The 15,338-nt window shown below is 62.3% G+C and carries 14 protein-coding genes; 13 read left to right on the top strand and 1 reads right to left on the bottom strand.

The window, feature by feature from the left end:
- Window positions 1–108 precede the first annotated feature (108 nt).
- The 13 genes from NKH59_RS14355 to NKH59_RS14415 all read left to right on the top strand — a co-directional run bounded on the left by NKH59_RS14355 (window position 109) and on the right by NKH59_RS14415 (window position 15,071).
- A complete protein-coding gene (locus tag NKH59_RS14355) occupies window positions 109–933 on the top strand; it encodes an N-formylglutamate amidohydrolase (RefSeq protein ID WP_352539380.1) in 825 nt (274 codons plus the stop codon).
- Between the two features lie 22 nt (window positions 934–955).
- Entirely contained in the window at window positions 956–2,518 is a 1,563-nt protein-coding gene (locus NKH59_RS14360) for an amino acid permease (protein ID WP_352539379.1), read from the top strand.
- A 100-nt stretch (window positions 2,519–2,618) separates the two neighbouring features.
- A complete protein-coding gene (locus NKH59_RS14365) occupies window positions 2,619–3,989 on the top strand; it encodes a glutamine synthetase family protein (RefSeq protein WP_352469498.1) in 1,371 nt (456 codons plus the stop codon).
- A gap of 180 nt (window positions 3,990–4,169) precedes the next feature.
- Entirely contained in the window at window positions 4,170–5,558 is a 1,389-nt protein-coding gene (locus NKH59_RS14370) for an aldehyde dehydrogenase family protein (RefSeq protein WP_352539378.1), read from the top strand.
- A 42-nt stretch (window positions 5,559–5,600) separates the two neighbouring features.
- Complete coding sequence (locus NKH59_RS14375; protein ID WP_352539377.1) at window positions 5,601–6,086, top strand: DUF2569 domain-containing protein; 486 nt, start codon at window positions 5,601–5,603, stop codon at window positions 6,084–6,086.
- 38 nt (window positions 6,087–6,124) lie between these two features.
- Window positions 6,125–7,297 carry an iron-containing alcohol dehydrogenase gene (locus NKH59_RS14380; protein ID WP_352469501.1) on the top strand — a complete coding sequence of 391 codons (1,173 nt, stop codon included), beginning with the start codon at window positions 6,125–6,127 and terminating at the stop codon, window positions 7,295–7,297.
- A 242-nt stretch (window positions 7,298–7,539) separates the two neighbouring features.
- Complete coding sequence (locus NKH59_RS14385; protein ID WP_352539376.1) at window positions 7,540–8,646, top strand: ABC transporter substrate-binding protein; 1,107 nt, start codon at window positions 7,540–7,542, stop codon at window positions 8,644–8,646.
- Between the two features lie 64 nt (window positions 8,647–8,710).
- The gene (locus tag NKH59_RS14390) at window positions 8,711–9,625 is read left to right on the top strand and encodes an ABC transporter permease (protein WP_023675356.1); all 915 of its coding nucleotides are present in this window, start codon (window positions 8,711–8,713) and stop codon (window positions 9,623–9,625) included.
- Window positions 9,622–10,413, top strand: a complete 792-nt coding sequence (locus tag NKH59_RS14395; RefSeq protein ID WP_352539375.1) for an ABC transporter permease — start codon at window positions 9,622–9,624, stop codon at window positions 10,411–10,413. Before NKH59_RS14390 ends, NKH59_RS14395 begins: the two co-directional genes overlap by 4 nt.
- A 23-nt stretch (window positions 10,414–10,436) precedes the next feature.
- The gene (locus NKH59_RS14400) at window positions 10,437–11,501 is read left to right on the top strand and encodes an ABC transporter ATP-binding protein (RefSeq protein ID WP_353022190.1); all 1,065 of its coding nucleotides are present in this window, start codon (window positions 10,437–10,439) and stop codon (window positions 11,499–11,501) included.
- A 162-nt stretch (window positions 11,502–11,663) separates the two neighbouring features.
- Complete coding sequence (locus NKH59_RS14405) at window positions 11,664–13,214, top strand: cation:proton antiporter (protein ID WP_352539373.1); 1,551 nt, start codon at window positions 11,664–11,666, stop codon at window positions 13,212–13,214.
- Between the two features lie 89 nt (window positions 13,215–13,303).
- The gene (locus tag NKH59_RS14410; protein WP_352539372.1) at window positions 13,304–14,218 is read left to right on the top strand and encodes an endonuclease/exonuclease/phosphatase family protein; all 915 of its coding nucleotides are present in this window, start codon (window positions 13,304–13,306) and stop codon (window positions 14,216–14,218) included.
- 7 nt (window positions 14,219–14,225) lie between these two features.
- Entirely contained in the window at window positions 14,226–15,071 is an 846-nt protein-coding gene (locus NKH59_RS14415; protein WP_352539371.1) for an EamA family transporter, read from the top strand.
- Here the strand turns inward: NKH59_RS14415 and NKH59_RS14420 are convergent, their stop codons facing one another.
- On the bottom strand, window positions 15,072–15,311 hold the full coding sequence (locus NKH59_RS14420) for a Dabb family protein (RefSeq protein WP_353022192.1): 240 nt from the start codon (window positions 15,309–15,311) through the stop codon (window positions 15,072–15,074).
- Window positions 15,312–15,338 lie beyond the last annotated feature (27 nt).

The raw sequence follows: 15,338 nt of genomic DNA on the forward strand, positions 1-15,338 counted from the left end.
CGAAATCGCGTTTGACAAAGCCGGCCAAACTGTATGAAATCATCCGCAGGGACGCAATGAGGCAAAATACGTAACATACGATACAGCGCTCCCCGGGGACAGCAGACAATGGAGACAGCACGGCCCGCCAGCCTTGCATCGCCTGAAACCGTAAGGGTGACGAACCCCGGCGGATCAAGCCCTTTCGTGCTGACCTGCGACCACGCCTCCAATTTCCTGCCACCGGAATTCGGAACGCTCGGCCTTGCCGCCGAGGAACTTTCCCGCCACATCGCCTGGGATCCCGGCGCCTTGCCGGTGGCGCGCCGGATGGCCGAGGTGCTTGATGCGACGCTGGTCGAGACCTGCGTCTCGCGGCTCGTCATCGACTGCAACCGGCCGATCGACGCGCCGGACCTGATAGTGACGGTCAGCGCCAGCGAAAAAACCGTGGTCCCGGCCAACCAGGGGCTTTCCGCCGACCAGCGGCAGGCGCGCATCGCTCTGGCGTGGCGGCCGTTTCACGAGAGGATCGCTGCAATCATCGACGAACGCCAGGCGGCCGAGCGAGAAACCAGACTGGTCTCGATCCATTCCTTCACGCCGGTATACAAGGGCAAGAGCCGGCCCTGGCACATAGGCATCATCCATGACGAGGATGGTCGGTTGGCGGCGCCGCTGATCGCGGCGCTGAAGCGGCTCGCCGGCGTCACGGTCGGCGTCAATGAACCCTATTCGCCGGCCGACCGCGTCTATTTCACACTGGAACGCCATGCCCGCTCGCGCGGGCTGGCCTGCGCAATGATTGAAATCCGCAACGACGAGATCGCCGGCGCAGCCGGGCAGCGGAAATGGGCGGATCTGCTCGCAGGTATTTTTCTCAATCTGGAGCCCGAAGCGGCCAAGGCCTCCAGACCAAGCGCAGTCGGAAAGTCAGTTCAATCGGCCAGCTAAGAAACCAAAAGGGGACTTTAAAATGGTAGCACCGGGTTACAGCGAAGTTGACAAGAAGGAGGACCTGAAAGTTCTCCACGGAATGGGCTATGCTCAGGAACTGTCGCGAAGCATGAGCCGCTTCTCGAATTTCGCGATCTCGTTCTCGATCATCTGCATCCTCTCAGGCGGCATCAATTCCTTCGCGCAAGCGACGTCGTCCATCGGTGGCGCCGGCGCTGGCATCGGCTGGATCGTCGGGTGCATGGTTTCGGGATTTTTCGCGCTCGCCATGGCCCAGATCGCCTCTGCATTTCCGACCGCCGGCGGCCTCTATCACTGGGCATCCATCCTAGGGAACCGTTTCACTGGCTGGCTCACCGCATGGCTCAATCTGCTCGGCCTGATCACCGTGCTCGGCGCCATCAACATCGGCACTGCTTTCTTCTTCGTCGGAACGTTCGGGAGCTGGTTCGGCATTACCGGTACTCCGGGCGAGATTGTCGGATTTGTTGCCGTCATCACCGCAATCCAGGCGCTCTGTAATCACTTCGGCATCAAGCTGACCGCCATGCTGACTGACGCTTCCGGCTTCCTGATCCTTGGCGCAACAGCTGTGCTGATCATTGCCTGCCTGGTGTTTGCGCCCGCAATCGACATCACGCGGCTGTGGACCTTCACCAACTATTCGGGTGATGCCGGCGGCGGTGTCTTCCCACAGTCGGATTCCATGAGCTACCTGTTCCTGCTCTGCCTGCTGCTGCCGGTCTACACCATCACCGGATATGATGCGTCGGCGCATACTTCGGAAGAAACGCTGAAGGCAGCGCATTCCGTTCCGCGGGCGATCATTTCGTCCGTGCTCTGGTCGTCGCTTATCGGCTGGGCGATGGTCTGCGCGATCGTTCTGGCAATTCCGGACTTGGCGGCAGGCGCCAAGCAGGGCTGGAGCGTATTCTTCTCGACAATGGATGCAATCCTACCGGGCTGGCTGAAAGAACTGCTCTATCTGGCAATCCTGATCTCGCAGTTCCTCTGCGGCCTCGCCACGGTGACCTCGGCCTCGCGCATGCTGTTTGCGTTCTCTCGCGACGGCGGCATGCCGGTCGGTTCGGCCGGGCTCGCCAAAGTCAGCCCAACCTGGCGCACGCCGGTCAATGCCATCTGGACCGCTGCGATCCTCGAGATCATCTATGTCTTTCTTGCCCAGTTCATTTCGATCGGCGGCACCAACATCTACACCATCGTTGTCAATTCGACGCTGGTGTTCCTGTTCCTGTCCTTCACCATTCCGATCGCGCTCGGCATGACGGCTTTCGGAACGGCGAAATGGCCGAATCCCGGCCCATGGAATCTCGGCGCCGGCCTGTTCAAGCTGTTTTGCATCCTGTCGATCATCGGCATGGCGATCATCTTCTACATCGCCATCCAGCCCCCGAACGACAAGGTGCTCTATATCACCCTGGGCTTCATCGTGCTGACCGCGGTGCTTTGGTTCGGTTTCGAGAACCGCCGCTTCCAGGGTCCGCCCATCGGCGACCAGATCGCGAAGCGCCAGGCGGCGATCAAGGCAGCCGAGATAGCTGTCGGCGAGGCCGGCGCCTGACGCTCTCTGATGAGCATGGCCGGCATCGTGCCGGCCATGGGTTTCCGTTTCCTTTTCAAAGTGACAAGCCCGAAACGACAAGCGCTGGAGTGCCAAAGGAATGGCCGGAAATTTCTCGTTCGATCAGTTGAAGCAAGCGGTCTCCAGCGGCGAGGTCGACACGGTGCTGGCCTGCATCGTCGATATGCAGGGGCGGCTCGCGGGAAAGCGGTTCCTGGCCCGTTATTTCGTCGATTCCGCGCATGACGAGACGCATGGCTGTAACTATCTCTTGGCGGCAGACATCGATATGGAACCGGTGCCCGGCTACAAGGCGGCGAGCTGGTCGAAGGGTTATGGCGATTTCGTCATGAAGCCGGACCTTGCGACGCTGCGGCTCGTTCCGTGGCTGGAGAAGACGGCGCTGGTGATCTGCGACGTGCTCGACCACCATACCCATGACGACCTGGCGCATTCGCCGCGCGCCATGCTGAAGAAGCAGGTCAAGCGGCTGCAGGATCGCGGCTATATCGGCTATTTCGCTTCCGAGCTCGAATTCTATCTGTTCAGCGAAACCTACGATTCCGCCCGCAAGAAGCACTGGCAGGGCCTCGAGACGGCATCGCCCTACATCGGCGACTACCAGATCGGCATCACCACCAAGGAAGAAGGCGTCATGCGCCGGCTGCGCAACGAGATGGAGGCGGCCGGCATCCCGATCGAGAATTCGAAGGGCGAGTGGGGGCCAGGCCAGGAAGAGATCAATGTCCGCTACGCCGAGGCGCTCGACATGGCCGACCGCCACGTCATCCTGAAGAACGGCGCCAAGGAAATCGCCGAGTCCGAAGGCAAGGCGATCTCGTTCATGGCCAAGTACAATTACGGGCTCGCCGGCAATTCCAGCCACATCCATAATTCGCTGTGGAGCGCCGACGGCAAGACGCCGTTGTTCTACGACAAAAATGCCGAGTGGACGCTGTCGACACTCGGCCAGCAATGGGCGGCCGGGCAGCTCAAATATGCCAAGGAATTCACCTGGTTCCTGGCGCCCTACATCAACTCCTACAAGCGCTTCCAGGCCGGCACCTTTGCGCCGACCAAGATCATGTGGAGCGAGGACAACCGCACCGCCGGTTTCCGTCTTTGCGGCGAGGGCACCAAGGGCATCCGCATGGAATGCCGCATCGGCGGCGCCGATTTGAACCCCTATCTGGCTTTCGCCGCGCTGATCGCGGCCGGGCTTGCCGGCATCGATGAAAAGCTTGAGCTGCAGAAGCCCTTCGTCGGTGATGCCTACCAGGCCTCGCAGCTGCCTGAAATTCCAAAGACATTGCGCGACGCCACCGCGACGCTGGCGGAATCGAAAATGCTGAGGCAAGCGCTCGGCGACGATGTGCTGGAACATTACGTCCACACGGCACACTGGGAACAGTTCGAGTACGACCGCCGGATTACGGACTGGGAACTGCACAGGGGGTTCGAGCGGTATTGAATAATCTGGCAACGTTGGCGCCGCTCCTCACCCTCAGCCTCTCCCGTGAAGAACGGGGGAGAGGGGGCCCGGCGCTGAGCTTGTCCCTTCTCCCCGTCAGTATACGGGAAAAGGTGCCGGCAGGCGGATGAGGGGCGGCGCTAACCAACGACATTATTGTAGAATGCGAGGACCCAAGGCATGACCGAAACGGTCAAGATAAAATCCCCCGTCGACGGTTCGATCTATGCCGAACGGCCTCTTGCCACCGACCAGGCGATCGGTGCCGCGGTCGAACGTGCCAAGGCGGCGCAGGAGAAGTGGGCTGAGACGCCGGTCATCGAGCGCGGCAAATACATGCTTGCCATGCTGGAAGCGCTGGTCGCCATGACCGACGAGATCGTGCCGGAGATCGCCTGGCAGATGGGCCGGCCGGTGCGCTATGGCGGCGAGTTCGGCGGCGTCAGGGAACGCGTCAGCTACATGGTCGAGATCGCCGAGGCGGCCCTGAAGCCGGTCATGGCCTCCAATCCGAAGGACGGCTTTCGCCGCTATGTGAAGAAGGTGCCACTCGGCGTGGTCATGGTGATCGCGCCGTGGAACTATCCCTATCTCACCGCCGTCAACACCATCGTGCCGGCGCTGATGGCGGGCAGCGCTGTCATCCTCAAGCATGCGGCACAGACATTGTTGGTCGGCGAACGTTTTCAGCAGGCGTTCGACAGAGCAGGCCTGCCCAAGGGCCTGTTCCAGAACCTCGTCCTGAACCACGCGCAGACCGAAAGGCTGCTCGGCTCCGGCAAGATCGACCATGTCAACTTCACCGGCTCGGTCGCCGGCGGCCGCGCCATCGAGAAGGCGGCGGCGGGCACCTTCATGACGCTCGGCCTCGAACTCGGCGGCAAGGATCCGGCCTATGTGCTGCCGGACGCAAAGATGGACCATGCCGTTGCCAATCTGGTCGACGGCGCTTTCTACAATTCCGGCCAGTGCTGCTGCGGCATCGAGCGCGTCTATGTGCATGAGACGGTCTACGATGAATTCGTCGAGGGCTTCATTGCCGAGACCAGGAACTACGTCGTCGGCAATCCGCTCGACCAGGCGACCACCATGGGGCCGATGGCGCAGGCGCGCTTCGCCGACCTGATCCGCGAGCAGAAGGCCGAGGCGTTGCGCAAGGGCGCCAGGGCGCACATCGATATGAAGGTGGCCAACGACAGGCAAGGTTCCCCCTATCTGACGCCGGAAGTGCTGACCCAGGTCGACCACCAGATGAGCGTCATGCGCGAGGAAAGCTTTGGCCCGATCGTCGGCATCATGAAGGTGCGCAACGACGAGGAGGCGATCGCGCTGATGAACGACAGCCCCTATGGGCTGACGGCCTCGATCTGGACGCACGACATTGAGCATGCGGCGGCGATCGGCGATCGTGTCGAGACCGGCACCGTGTTCATGAACCGCTGCGACTATCTCGACCCGGCGCTGGTCTGGACCGGCGTCAAGGACACCGGCAAGGGCGCGGCACTGTCGGCCATCGGCTACGACAATCTGACCAGGCCGAAATCATACCATCTGCGCGAGGTGATCTAAGGTGGCGATCGACAGGCATGCGATCGCTGTTGAGGGGGAGTAATGGCGGATACACAACAATCGGCGCTGCCAGATGGTGAGGGTCCCGAGGGTATCGGCGGATGGCTTGTCCTGCCGATGCTTGGGTTGATGCTCACGCCGATACTGGGGTTGGTACAACTGCACAATACCGACTATCTCGGCTTCGACTGGCAGGCCTTCAGTTTTTCTCAAGGTGCGCTGCTCGTTGCCGAACTGGTGACAGCAGGCGTTCTAAGCCTTACAGCCCCGGTCCTGTTATTGTTCTTCATGTTCAAGCGCTGGGAGATATTCCCGGGCTGGTACATGATTTGGGCAGTCGCGATGCCGGTATATGCCATCCTCGACCCATGGGCTGCGCATCTGGTTTTTCGCGAGAGCTTTCCAACCTTGGCTGATGCGTTCGACAGCGAAACGATGCGCGGAATTTACCGTTCCGTCTGGGCCGCAGCCATCTGGATTCCGTACATGATACGGTCAGACCGTGTGGCCAATACCTTTGTGAATTGACGACATCCGAGAGCACGAAAGCAGTCAAGAAGGTCGAAATGACAAAACTCGTTTCCAAATGGAATTACCCGACGACCGTCCGCTTCGGCGCCGGACGCATCAAGGAGCTGCCGGAGGTGCTGGCGGCGACCGGCATCAAGCGGCCGCTGTTCGTCACCGATCCGGGACTGGCCAGGCTGCCGGTGGTGGCCTCGACGCTGAAGATCCTCGACGACGCCAAGGTGCCATATGGCGTATTTTCCGAGGTCAAGCCGAACCCGGTGGATTCCAACCTGACCGCCGGCATTGCCGTGTTCAAGAAGGGCAAGCATGACGGCGTCATTGCCTTTGGCGGCGGCTCGGCGCTCGACCTCGGCAAGCTGATCGCCTTCCAGGCCGGGCAGACCCGGCCGGTCTGGGATTTCGAGGATGTCGGCGACTGGTGGACACGCGCCGATGCCGATGCGATCGCGCCGATCATCGCCGTGCCGACCACGGCCGGCACCGGCTCGGAAGTCGGCCGCGCCGGCGTCATCACTAATGAAGCGACCCATACCAAGAAGGTCATCTTCCATCCAAAGCTTTTGCCGGCGATCGTCATTGCCGATCCGGAGCTGTCGGTCGGTATGCCGGGCTTCATCACCGCCGGCACCGGCATGGATGCGCTCGCTCACTGTCTCGAAGCCTATTGCGCGCCGGGCTATCACCCGATGGCCGACGGCATCGCCGTGGAAGGCATAAGGCTGGTCTTCGAAAACCTGCCGAAAGCCTATGCCAACGGCAAAGATCTGGTCGCCCGCGCCAACATGATGAGCGCCGCTGCCATGGGAGCGGCCGCCTTCCAGAAAGGGCTTGGAGCGATTCATTCGCTGTCGCATCCGATCGGCGCGCTCTACGATAGCCACCACGGCATGACCAACGCCGTGTTCATGCCCTACGTGCTGGCCTTCAACCGCGAGGCGATCGAGCCGCGCATCGCCCGGCTTGCCGCCTATTGCGGCATCAAGGGCGGCTTCGACGGTTTTGCCAAGGCGATCATCAAGCTGCGCAAGGAGCTCAAGGTGCCGCATGCGCTGCCCGGCCTGATCAAGGGGCTCGACATGGACAAGAAGCGCAAGGGCCTGATTGCCGACATGGCGGTGGTCGATCCGACCGCCGGCGGCAACCCGGTCAAGCTGACCAAGAAGGCGGCGCTGACGCTGCTCGAAAACGCCATCGCCGGCACCGTCTGAGACAATTTTCGCATCGGAAATCGACTTGAGAAAAGAGGCAAAGGAAAGGGGGAAAGATGAAAGGCAAGATCGAAACTAGTTAGCCGGAAAAAGAATCGCGAAGCGATTGCTACAGCCGGTTAAAAAGAGTTTACTTTTTCATACTGCGGGGCATCGCTTTCACAAAGCTTTCATCTGGCTGTCACACGAAAACGATACCGCATCGCAGGCGTCCAACGGCGTCAGTTCAACGGAGAGAACACATGTTCAAATTCACGGGAAAACTGCTTTCCCTTTCGGCCGTCGCCCTGATGGCGACCTCTGCCATCTCGTCGGCCCAGTCCATGGATGAACTGGTCGCCGCAGCCAAAGCTGAAGGCCAGCTCACCACCATCGCGCTGCCGCATGACTGGTGCGGCTACGGCGCGGTCATCGACGGCTTCAAGGCAAAATATCCGGGGATCACCGTCAACGAGCTCAACCCCGATGCCGGCTCCGGCGACGAGGTCGAGGCGATCAAGGCCAACAAGGACAACAAGGGCCCGCAAGCGCCCGACGTCATCGACGTCGGCCTGAGCTTCGGCCCGACCGCCAAGAAGGATGGCCTGATCCAGGCTTATAAAGTATCAACCTGGGACTCGATCCCGGACAGCGCCAAGGATGCCGAAGGCTTTTGGACCGGCGACTATTACGGCGTGCTTTCGTTTCTGGTGAACAAGGACCTGGTCAAGGAAGCGCCGGCCGACTGGGCCGACTTGCTGAAGCCGGAATTCGCCAATACCGTGGCGCTCGCCGGCGACCCGCGTGCTTCGAACCAGGCCATCCAGGCAGTCTATGCCGCCGGGCTTTCCGGCGGTGCGGCTGCCGGCGAAGCCGCCGGCACGGCTGGTCTCGACTTCTTCAAGAAGCTCAACGCCGCCGGCAATTTCGTGCCGGTCATCGGCAAGCCCGCGACGCTTGCTCAAGGCCAGACGCCAATCCTGGTAACCTGGGATTACAACGCGCTTGCCGGCCGTGATACGCTGAAGGGCAATCCGCCGGTCGACGTCGTCGTGCCGAAGACCGGTGTCGTCGCCGGCGTCTATGTTCAGGCGATCAGCGCCTATGCGCCGCACCCGAATGCTGCCAAGCTGTGGCTGGAATATCTCTATTCCGACGAAGGCCAGGTCGGCTGGCTGAAGGGCTATTGTCACCCGATCCGCTTCAACGACCTCGCCAAGAATGGCAAGCTCCCGGCTGACGTGATGGCCAAGCTGCCGCCGGCCGAGTCCTATGCAGCCGCGGTGTTCCCGACGCTCGACGAGCAGGGCAAGGCCAAGGAAGCCATCACCAAGAACTGGGATGCCGTCGTCGGCGCCAACGTCAAGTAAGACTTGAGATCAGCCGGGCGGCTTAGATGGCCGCCCGGCATACCTCCAGGACGGTAGCCGGCGCATGACCGATATCTCGTTGTCCGATCACGCTGTTGCCGGGAAGACCGCGCCTCCTGCCGACGCCCGCAGCATGCGGCTGCCGACGCAATGGCTTGGCGTTGCGCCTTTCTTCATCTTCGCCATCATGTTCCTGATCCTGCCGACGCTCTATCTGATGCTGGGCGCATTCCGGAACGATGCCGGCGAATTCACTTTCGAAAACATAGCGGCCTTGGCGCAGCCGTCGATCGTTGCCGCCTACTGGATCTCAATCAAGGTCAGCCTCGCCTCGTCGCTGATCGGTGCTTTCGCGGGACTTGCCATTGCCATCGCCATCGTGCGCGGCGGGCTGCCGGAGTGGATACGCTCGGCGACACTGACCTTTTCCGGCGTGGCCTCCAATTTTGCCGGCGTGCCGCTGGCCTTCGCCTTTCTCGCGACGCTCGGCCGGCTCGGGCTCGCCACGGTGCTGCTCAACGTCTTGGTCGGCTTCAACATTTATGCCCATGGTTTCAACATCCTGTCGTTCTGGGGCCTGACGCTGACCTATGTCTATTTCCAGATCCCGCTGATGGTGGTGATCATCGTGCCGGCGATCGATGGGCTGAAGAAGGAATGGGGCGAAGCGGCGGCAACGCTTGGCGCGACCCAGGCGCAGTTCTGGCGCATGGTCGTCATTCCGGTGATCTGGCCAAGTTTCCTCGGCACCGTCATCCTCTTGTTCGCCAACGCCTTCGGTGCCATCGCCACCGCTTACGCTCTGACCGGCTCCTCGCTTAACATCGTCCCTATCCTGCTCTACGCGCAGATCCGCGGTGACGTGCTGCACAATGCCCATCTCGGCTACGCCATCGCCTTTGGCATGATCGTCATCACTGGGCTGGCCAATGTCTTCTACATCTGGTTCCGGACGCGCTCTGAGAGGTGGCTCAAATGAAGTCCGGCAGATTCTGGGCCTGGATCGTCTTCGCGCTGGGCGCGGCCTATTTCTTCATTCCGCTGATCGCGACCGTGGAATTCTCCATGCGCATGCGGCGCGGCGCGTATTCCTTCGATGCCTATCAGGTCGTGCTCGGCGATCCCCGCTTCCAGGCGACCTTCATCTATTCGGTGGTCGCCGCCATCTTCACCATCGTCCTTGGCGTGCTGGTGGTGGTGCCGGCGGCGTACTGGATTCGTCTGCGGCTGCCGCAGATCAGGCCCGTCGTCGAGTTCATCACGCTGCTGCCGCTGGTCATTCCGGCCATCGTTATCGTCTTCGGCTACATCAGAATGTACGGGTCGAACTCACCGCTGCCGTTCCTGGCCAGCGAGACAGGAGCCAATGCCTTGCTGGTCATCGGTTATGCGACACTGGCGCTGCCCTATATGTATCGTGCCGTCGACACCGGGCTTCGCACAATCGACGTACGGACACTGACCGAGGCGGCGCAGATCCTCGGCGCCGGCTGGGGCACGATCATCACTCGGGTCATCCTGCCCAACGTGCTGATCGCGGTGCTGTCGGGCGCCTTCCTGACCTTCGCCATCGTCATCGGCGAATTCACCATGGCCAGCCTGCTCAACCGGCCTGCTTTCGGACCCTATCTGCAGAACGTCGGCGCCAATCGCGCCTATGAGCCGGCGGCGCTTGCCATCATCGCCTTTGCCATTACCTGGGGCTGCATGTCGCTGATCCAGATCCTGTCGCGCTTCGCTCCGCGATCGGCGAACAGCCCGAACTGATCGAAAAGCCGAAAGAAAAAGCCATGGCCGAGCCATTCCTCTCAATCCAGCAGGTGCGAAAATCCTTCGGCGCCGCCATTGTGGTGCAGGATTTCAACCTCGACGTCGAGCCGGGCGAATTCGTCTCCTTCCTTGGCCCGTCGGGCTGCGGCAAGACGACGGTGCTGCGCATGGTCGCCGGTTTCGAGGAGCCATCCGCCGGCAAGATTGTCGTGGCCGGCAAGGACGTCACCCGGCTCAAGCCCAACCAGCGCAACATCGGCATGGTGTTCCAGGCCTATGCGCTGTTTCCGAACCTCACCGTGGCGCAGAATATCGGCTTCGGGCTGAAGGTCGCCGGTATGCCGAAGGCCGATGCCGACAGGCGCGTTGCCGAGATGCTCGACATCATCAAGCTGCCGCAGATGGGCGACCGCTATCCCTACCAACTGTCCGGCGGCCAGCAGCAGCGCATCGCGCTGGCGCGGGCGATTGCGCCCAAGCCGAAACTGCTGCTGCTCGACGAGCCGCTGTCGGCGCTCGATGCCAAGGTGCGCGTGTCGCTGCGCGAGGAAATCCGCTCGATCCAGAAGAAGCTCGGCATCACCACCATCTTCGTCACCCACGACCAGGAAGAGGCGCTGTCGATCTCCGACCGCATCGCCGTCATGTATGGCGGCAAGGCCGAGCAGGTCGGCACGCCGTTCGAGATCTACAACCGGCCGGCAACCAAATTCGTCGCCAATTTCGTCGGCACGCTGAACGTGCTCGAAGGCACGGTCACCGACGCCGCTTCGGGCAAGGTGCGCGTCAACTCGCAAGAGGTCTCGCTCAAGGGCAAGCTCAACGGCTCGAAATCCGGCGACAGGCTGTCGCTGGCGTTGCGGCCCGAGGCGATCTCGCTCGGCCGACACCCCGGCCGCGATTCCAGCCTTTGGGGCGAAATCGCCGAGGTGCATTTCCTCGGCTCGGTCATCCGGGTTCGCGTCGGCATCGGCGGCAGCACGGTCTCGCTCGACACGTTCAACAGTCCGGCCATACCGCCGCCGGCCGTCGGCGAAAAGGCCGAGATTTCGTTCTCGTCGGGCGACATGCTGGTGCTGCATTAGGAGAAGAGTGAATAGTGAACAGTGAATAGTAAGAATGCGCTTTACGCGCCGAAATTCCTCTGCACGCAGCCATTCACCATTCACCATTCACCATTCACCAGCAGCCAAAGCCGTCGTCGTTTTTGCAGTGCCAATCGCCCGGCTTCACCGCTACGATAAGGCATGGCGCTTTTTGAACTCACCCTTGTCCTGCTTCTCATCGCGGTCGCCCTGACCGCGCTGTCGCGGCGTCTGCAGATTCCCTATCCGTCATTGCTGGCGCTGGCCGGCGCCGGCATCGCCTTCCTGCCGTTTGCCCCGACCATCGAGATCGACCCGGGGCTGGCGCTCGCTCTGTTCATCGCGCCGGTTCTGCTCGACGCGGCCTATGACACGTCGCTGCGCGATCTCAACCGCTACAAGGTTTCGCTCATCCTGCTGGCGCTTGGCGCCGTCATCTTCACCACCGTGACGGTCGCGCTGGTCGGCTGGACGATGGCAGGCTTGCCCATCGCCGCCGCCATAGCGCTCGGCGCGATCGTAGCGCCGCCCGATGCGGTGGCGGCGGCGGCCGTGCTCGGACAGTTCAAGGTGCCGCACCGCATCACCGCCATCCTGGAAGGCGAGAGCCTTCTCAACGACGCCACGGCGCTGCTGATCTACAGGATGTCGGTTTCCGCAGCCGCCGGCACCATCCTGTTGAGCAGTGCCGTTCCAATGATCCTGCTGTCGACGGTCGGCAGCCTTGCCGCAGGCTATGTGCTCGGCCGGTTGTCTCTCGCCATACTCGGCCGCATCGACGACCCGGCGAGCGGCACCGTGGTGCAATTCGCCTCAACCTTCGGCGTCTGGATCCTGGCCGACAGGATAGGGCTTTCCGCCATCATCACAATCGTCGTCTATGCCATGACGATCGCACGTACATCGCCGCGCCGCATGCCGGCAAGGAATCGTGTCAGTTCCTACTCGGTCTGGGAGACGGCGGTGTTCGTGCTCAACGTGCTGGCCTTCGTTCTGATGGGCCTGCAAGCGCGGTCCATCGTCGGTCGACTTGCCGAGCAAGGACAAAGCGAGGCGTTCGTCTTTGCCCTGGCTGTGCTGGCCGTCGTCATCGTATCGCGGCTCGTCTGGGTTCTGGGCTGCGGCGCGATCCTCAGAGCGCTGGCACGTCTGGGCGACGAAGACAGGCGGAAGGATGCACCGACATTCCGCGGCGGCGTGCTCATCGGCTGGTGCGGCATGCGCGGCCTGGTGACGCTTGCGGCAGCCTTCGCCTTGCCGGCCGACTTTCCGGGCCGTGATCCGATCGTGCTCGCCGCTTTCACGGTCGTGCTCGGCACATTGGTGCTGCAAGGCGTCAGCCTGAAACCGTTGCTGCTTCTGCTCAATCTCGACCTCGACCGGACGGTCGACCGGGAGGTGGCGCAGGCGCGCGTCGCCATCATGCAGGCGGCGCTGGACGTGCTCAGCGGCAAGACATCGAGCGCGGCCGGGGCGGTGCGAGAGCAATATGCCGCCCAGCGCGCCATCGCCGAAAACCCCGAGGATGCCCAGGCGGCGACCGAGTATGACAGATTGCGTCTCTACGCCATCAAGAGCCAGCGCGATGCGCTGGAGCGTTTGCGCATCGACGGAACGATCGGCGACGAAGCCTACCACCGCCTTGAGGAAGAAATCGACTGGTCGGAACTGGCAGCATCCCCGCCCGGTCGGTTCCAGCCGCTGACCACTTAGCATCTGGCCCAAGCTCCCTCCGCCCGGCTGCACATTGCAAGGCTGTCAGCGAACGGCTACTGCCAGCAGGAAACTGAGCCGGATAAGCAATGAAGCTGGTCAGCTATAACATCCAGTATGGCTTCGGCAGCGATGGCCGCTACGACCTGGCGCGTTGCGCCAAGGTCGTGGCCGGCGCCGACATCATCGCCTTGCAGGAGGTGGAACGGCACTGGTTGCGCAGCAACGAGGACGACCAGCCGGAACTTCTTTCGCAATTTCTGCCCGACTACCATTGGGTCTACGGGCCGGCCTTCGACATGGATGCCAGCCACCGGCGTGTAGGCCGCATCGTCAACCGGCGGCGGCAATTCGGCACCATGGTTCTGTCGAAGCTTCCGATCGTCTGGTCGCGGCTGCATACGCTGCCGCTCAGGCGCACGCTGCGGCCGCTCAACACCCGCAATGCCGCACTCGAATGCATGATCCGCACCCCTGCCGGTCCGGTGCGGGTGCTGTCGTTGCATCTGGCGCATATCGCGGCCGAGGAGCGGCTGGAGCAGATCGACTATTTGCTCGCCGAGCATCGCCGTGCGCCGTCCGAGGGCGGTCCATGGAGCGGCGCTGACGACGAGCCGGCGCGCAACTGGAGCAATGGCGAACAGGAGCCAGAAAACCCCGTAGCGGCGATCTGGTTGGGCGACTTCAACATGGAGCCGGACAGCGCCGAGTACCGGCGCCTTATCGGCAGCGCGCCCTATCATCGCGGTGCCGCCTATCTCGACGGTTTTGTCGATGCCGCCGCCGTCGCAATGGAACCGACAGCGGATTTCCACACCCATGTGAAGACTATCGATGGCAGGCTGGCAAAGCGCCGGCTCGACCATTGCTTCGTCGGCGGCATGTTTGCCGGGCGCGTGCGCTCGGTCAGCGCCGATATCGGCCAAATCGCTTCCGACCATTTTCCGCTCTGGGTCGATATCGACCTGGAGACGCCGATCGTCATCGGGACGGGCGGCGGATGAACCGCCGATGAGCCTGTTTGTCTTTTTCGCGGTGCTCGCCGCCGCTTCCATGCATGCGATCTGGAACGCGCTGGTCAAGGTCCATCTCGACCGTTTCCTGTCGATCACACTGATGACGCTCGGCATGGGTGCCGCTGCGCTGGTGACGTTGCCTTTCGTCGAGGTGCCGAAGCCGGAAGTGTGGCCATACATCCTCGCCTCGGTTGTCTTCCACATGGGCTACAGGACGTTCCTGATCGGCGCCTACAAGGCCGGCGATTTCGCCCAGACCTATCCGCTGGCGCGCGGCACCGCGCCATTGCTGGCCGCTTTGGGGGGCGTTGTGGTGGTTGCCGAGATGCCGGCGCCGCTCGCCATTCTCGGCATCCTCTTGTTGTCGGCGGGCACGCTGGTGCTGTCGTTTCGCGGCGGCGCGCATCTGGAGAAATTGAACCTGCGCGCCGTCGGTTTCGCGTTGGGCACATCGATCTTCATCGCCAGCTACACGCTGTCGGACGGCAGCGGCGCGCGGCTGGCCGCCACCGCGTCGAGTTATGCCGCCTGGCTGTTCGTCTGCGATGCGCTGTGGGCGCTGGTGCTATGCGTCGTCTCTCGCGGCCCACAGGCGCTGCCGGTGCTGGCGCGCGACTGGAAGGCCGGAATCTATACCGGCGTGCTCAGCGGCGGCGCCTACTGGATCGTGATGTGGGCGATGACCAAGGCGCCGATCGCCTCGGTGGCGTCGCTGCGCGAAACATCGATCCTGTTCGCCATGATGATCTCGGTCTTCGCGCTCGGCGAGAAGATGACGGCATGGCGAGGTGCCGCGGTGCTTAGCATCGTTGCCGGCGTCGTTGCGCTGAGAATGGGATAGTCACGCGATCTCCAGATCAAACACCATCAGCCCGTCGGTGCCGCCTTCGAGCGCCGCGACCAGTTTTGCGCCGGCTCGCTGATGCGCTTCATGCTCCAGATAGGCATCGCGTGCCGCAGCGTCGCGAAAGTCGATGGTGAAGCCGTGCGTGAAGCCGCGGGCGAAGGGTTCCGGGCTGGTATTAGAGCCTTTCACGTTTTGATGGAAGCGTAGCCGGCGTTTGCGAAGTAGTTGTTGCATTCGGTTGCCTCGATCGTTTCAACGAGG

The sequence above is a fragment of the Mesorhizobium sp. M0998 genome (assembly GCF_040318885.1).
Lineage (GTDB): Bacteria > Pseudomonadota > Alphaproteobacteria > Rhizobiales > Rhizobiaceae > Mesorhizobium.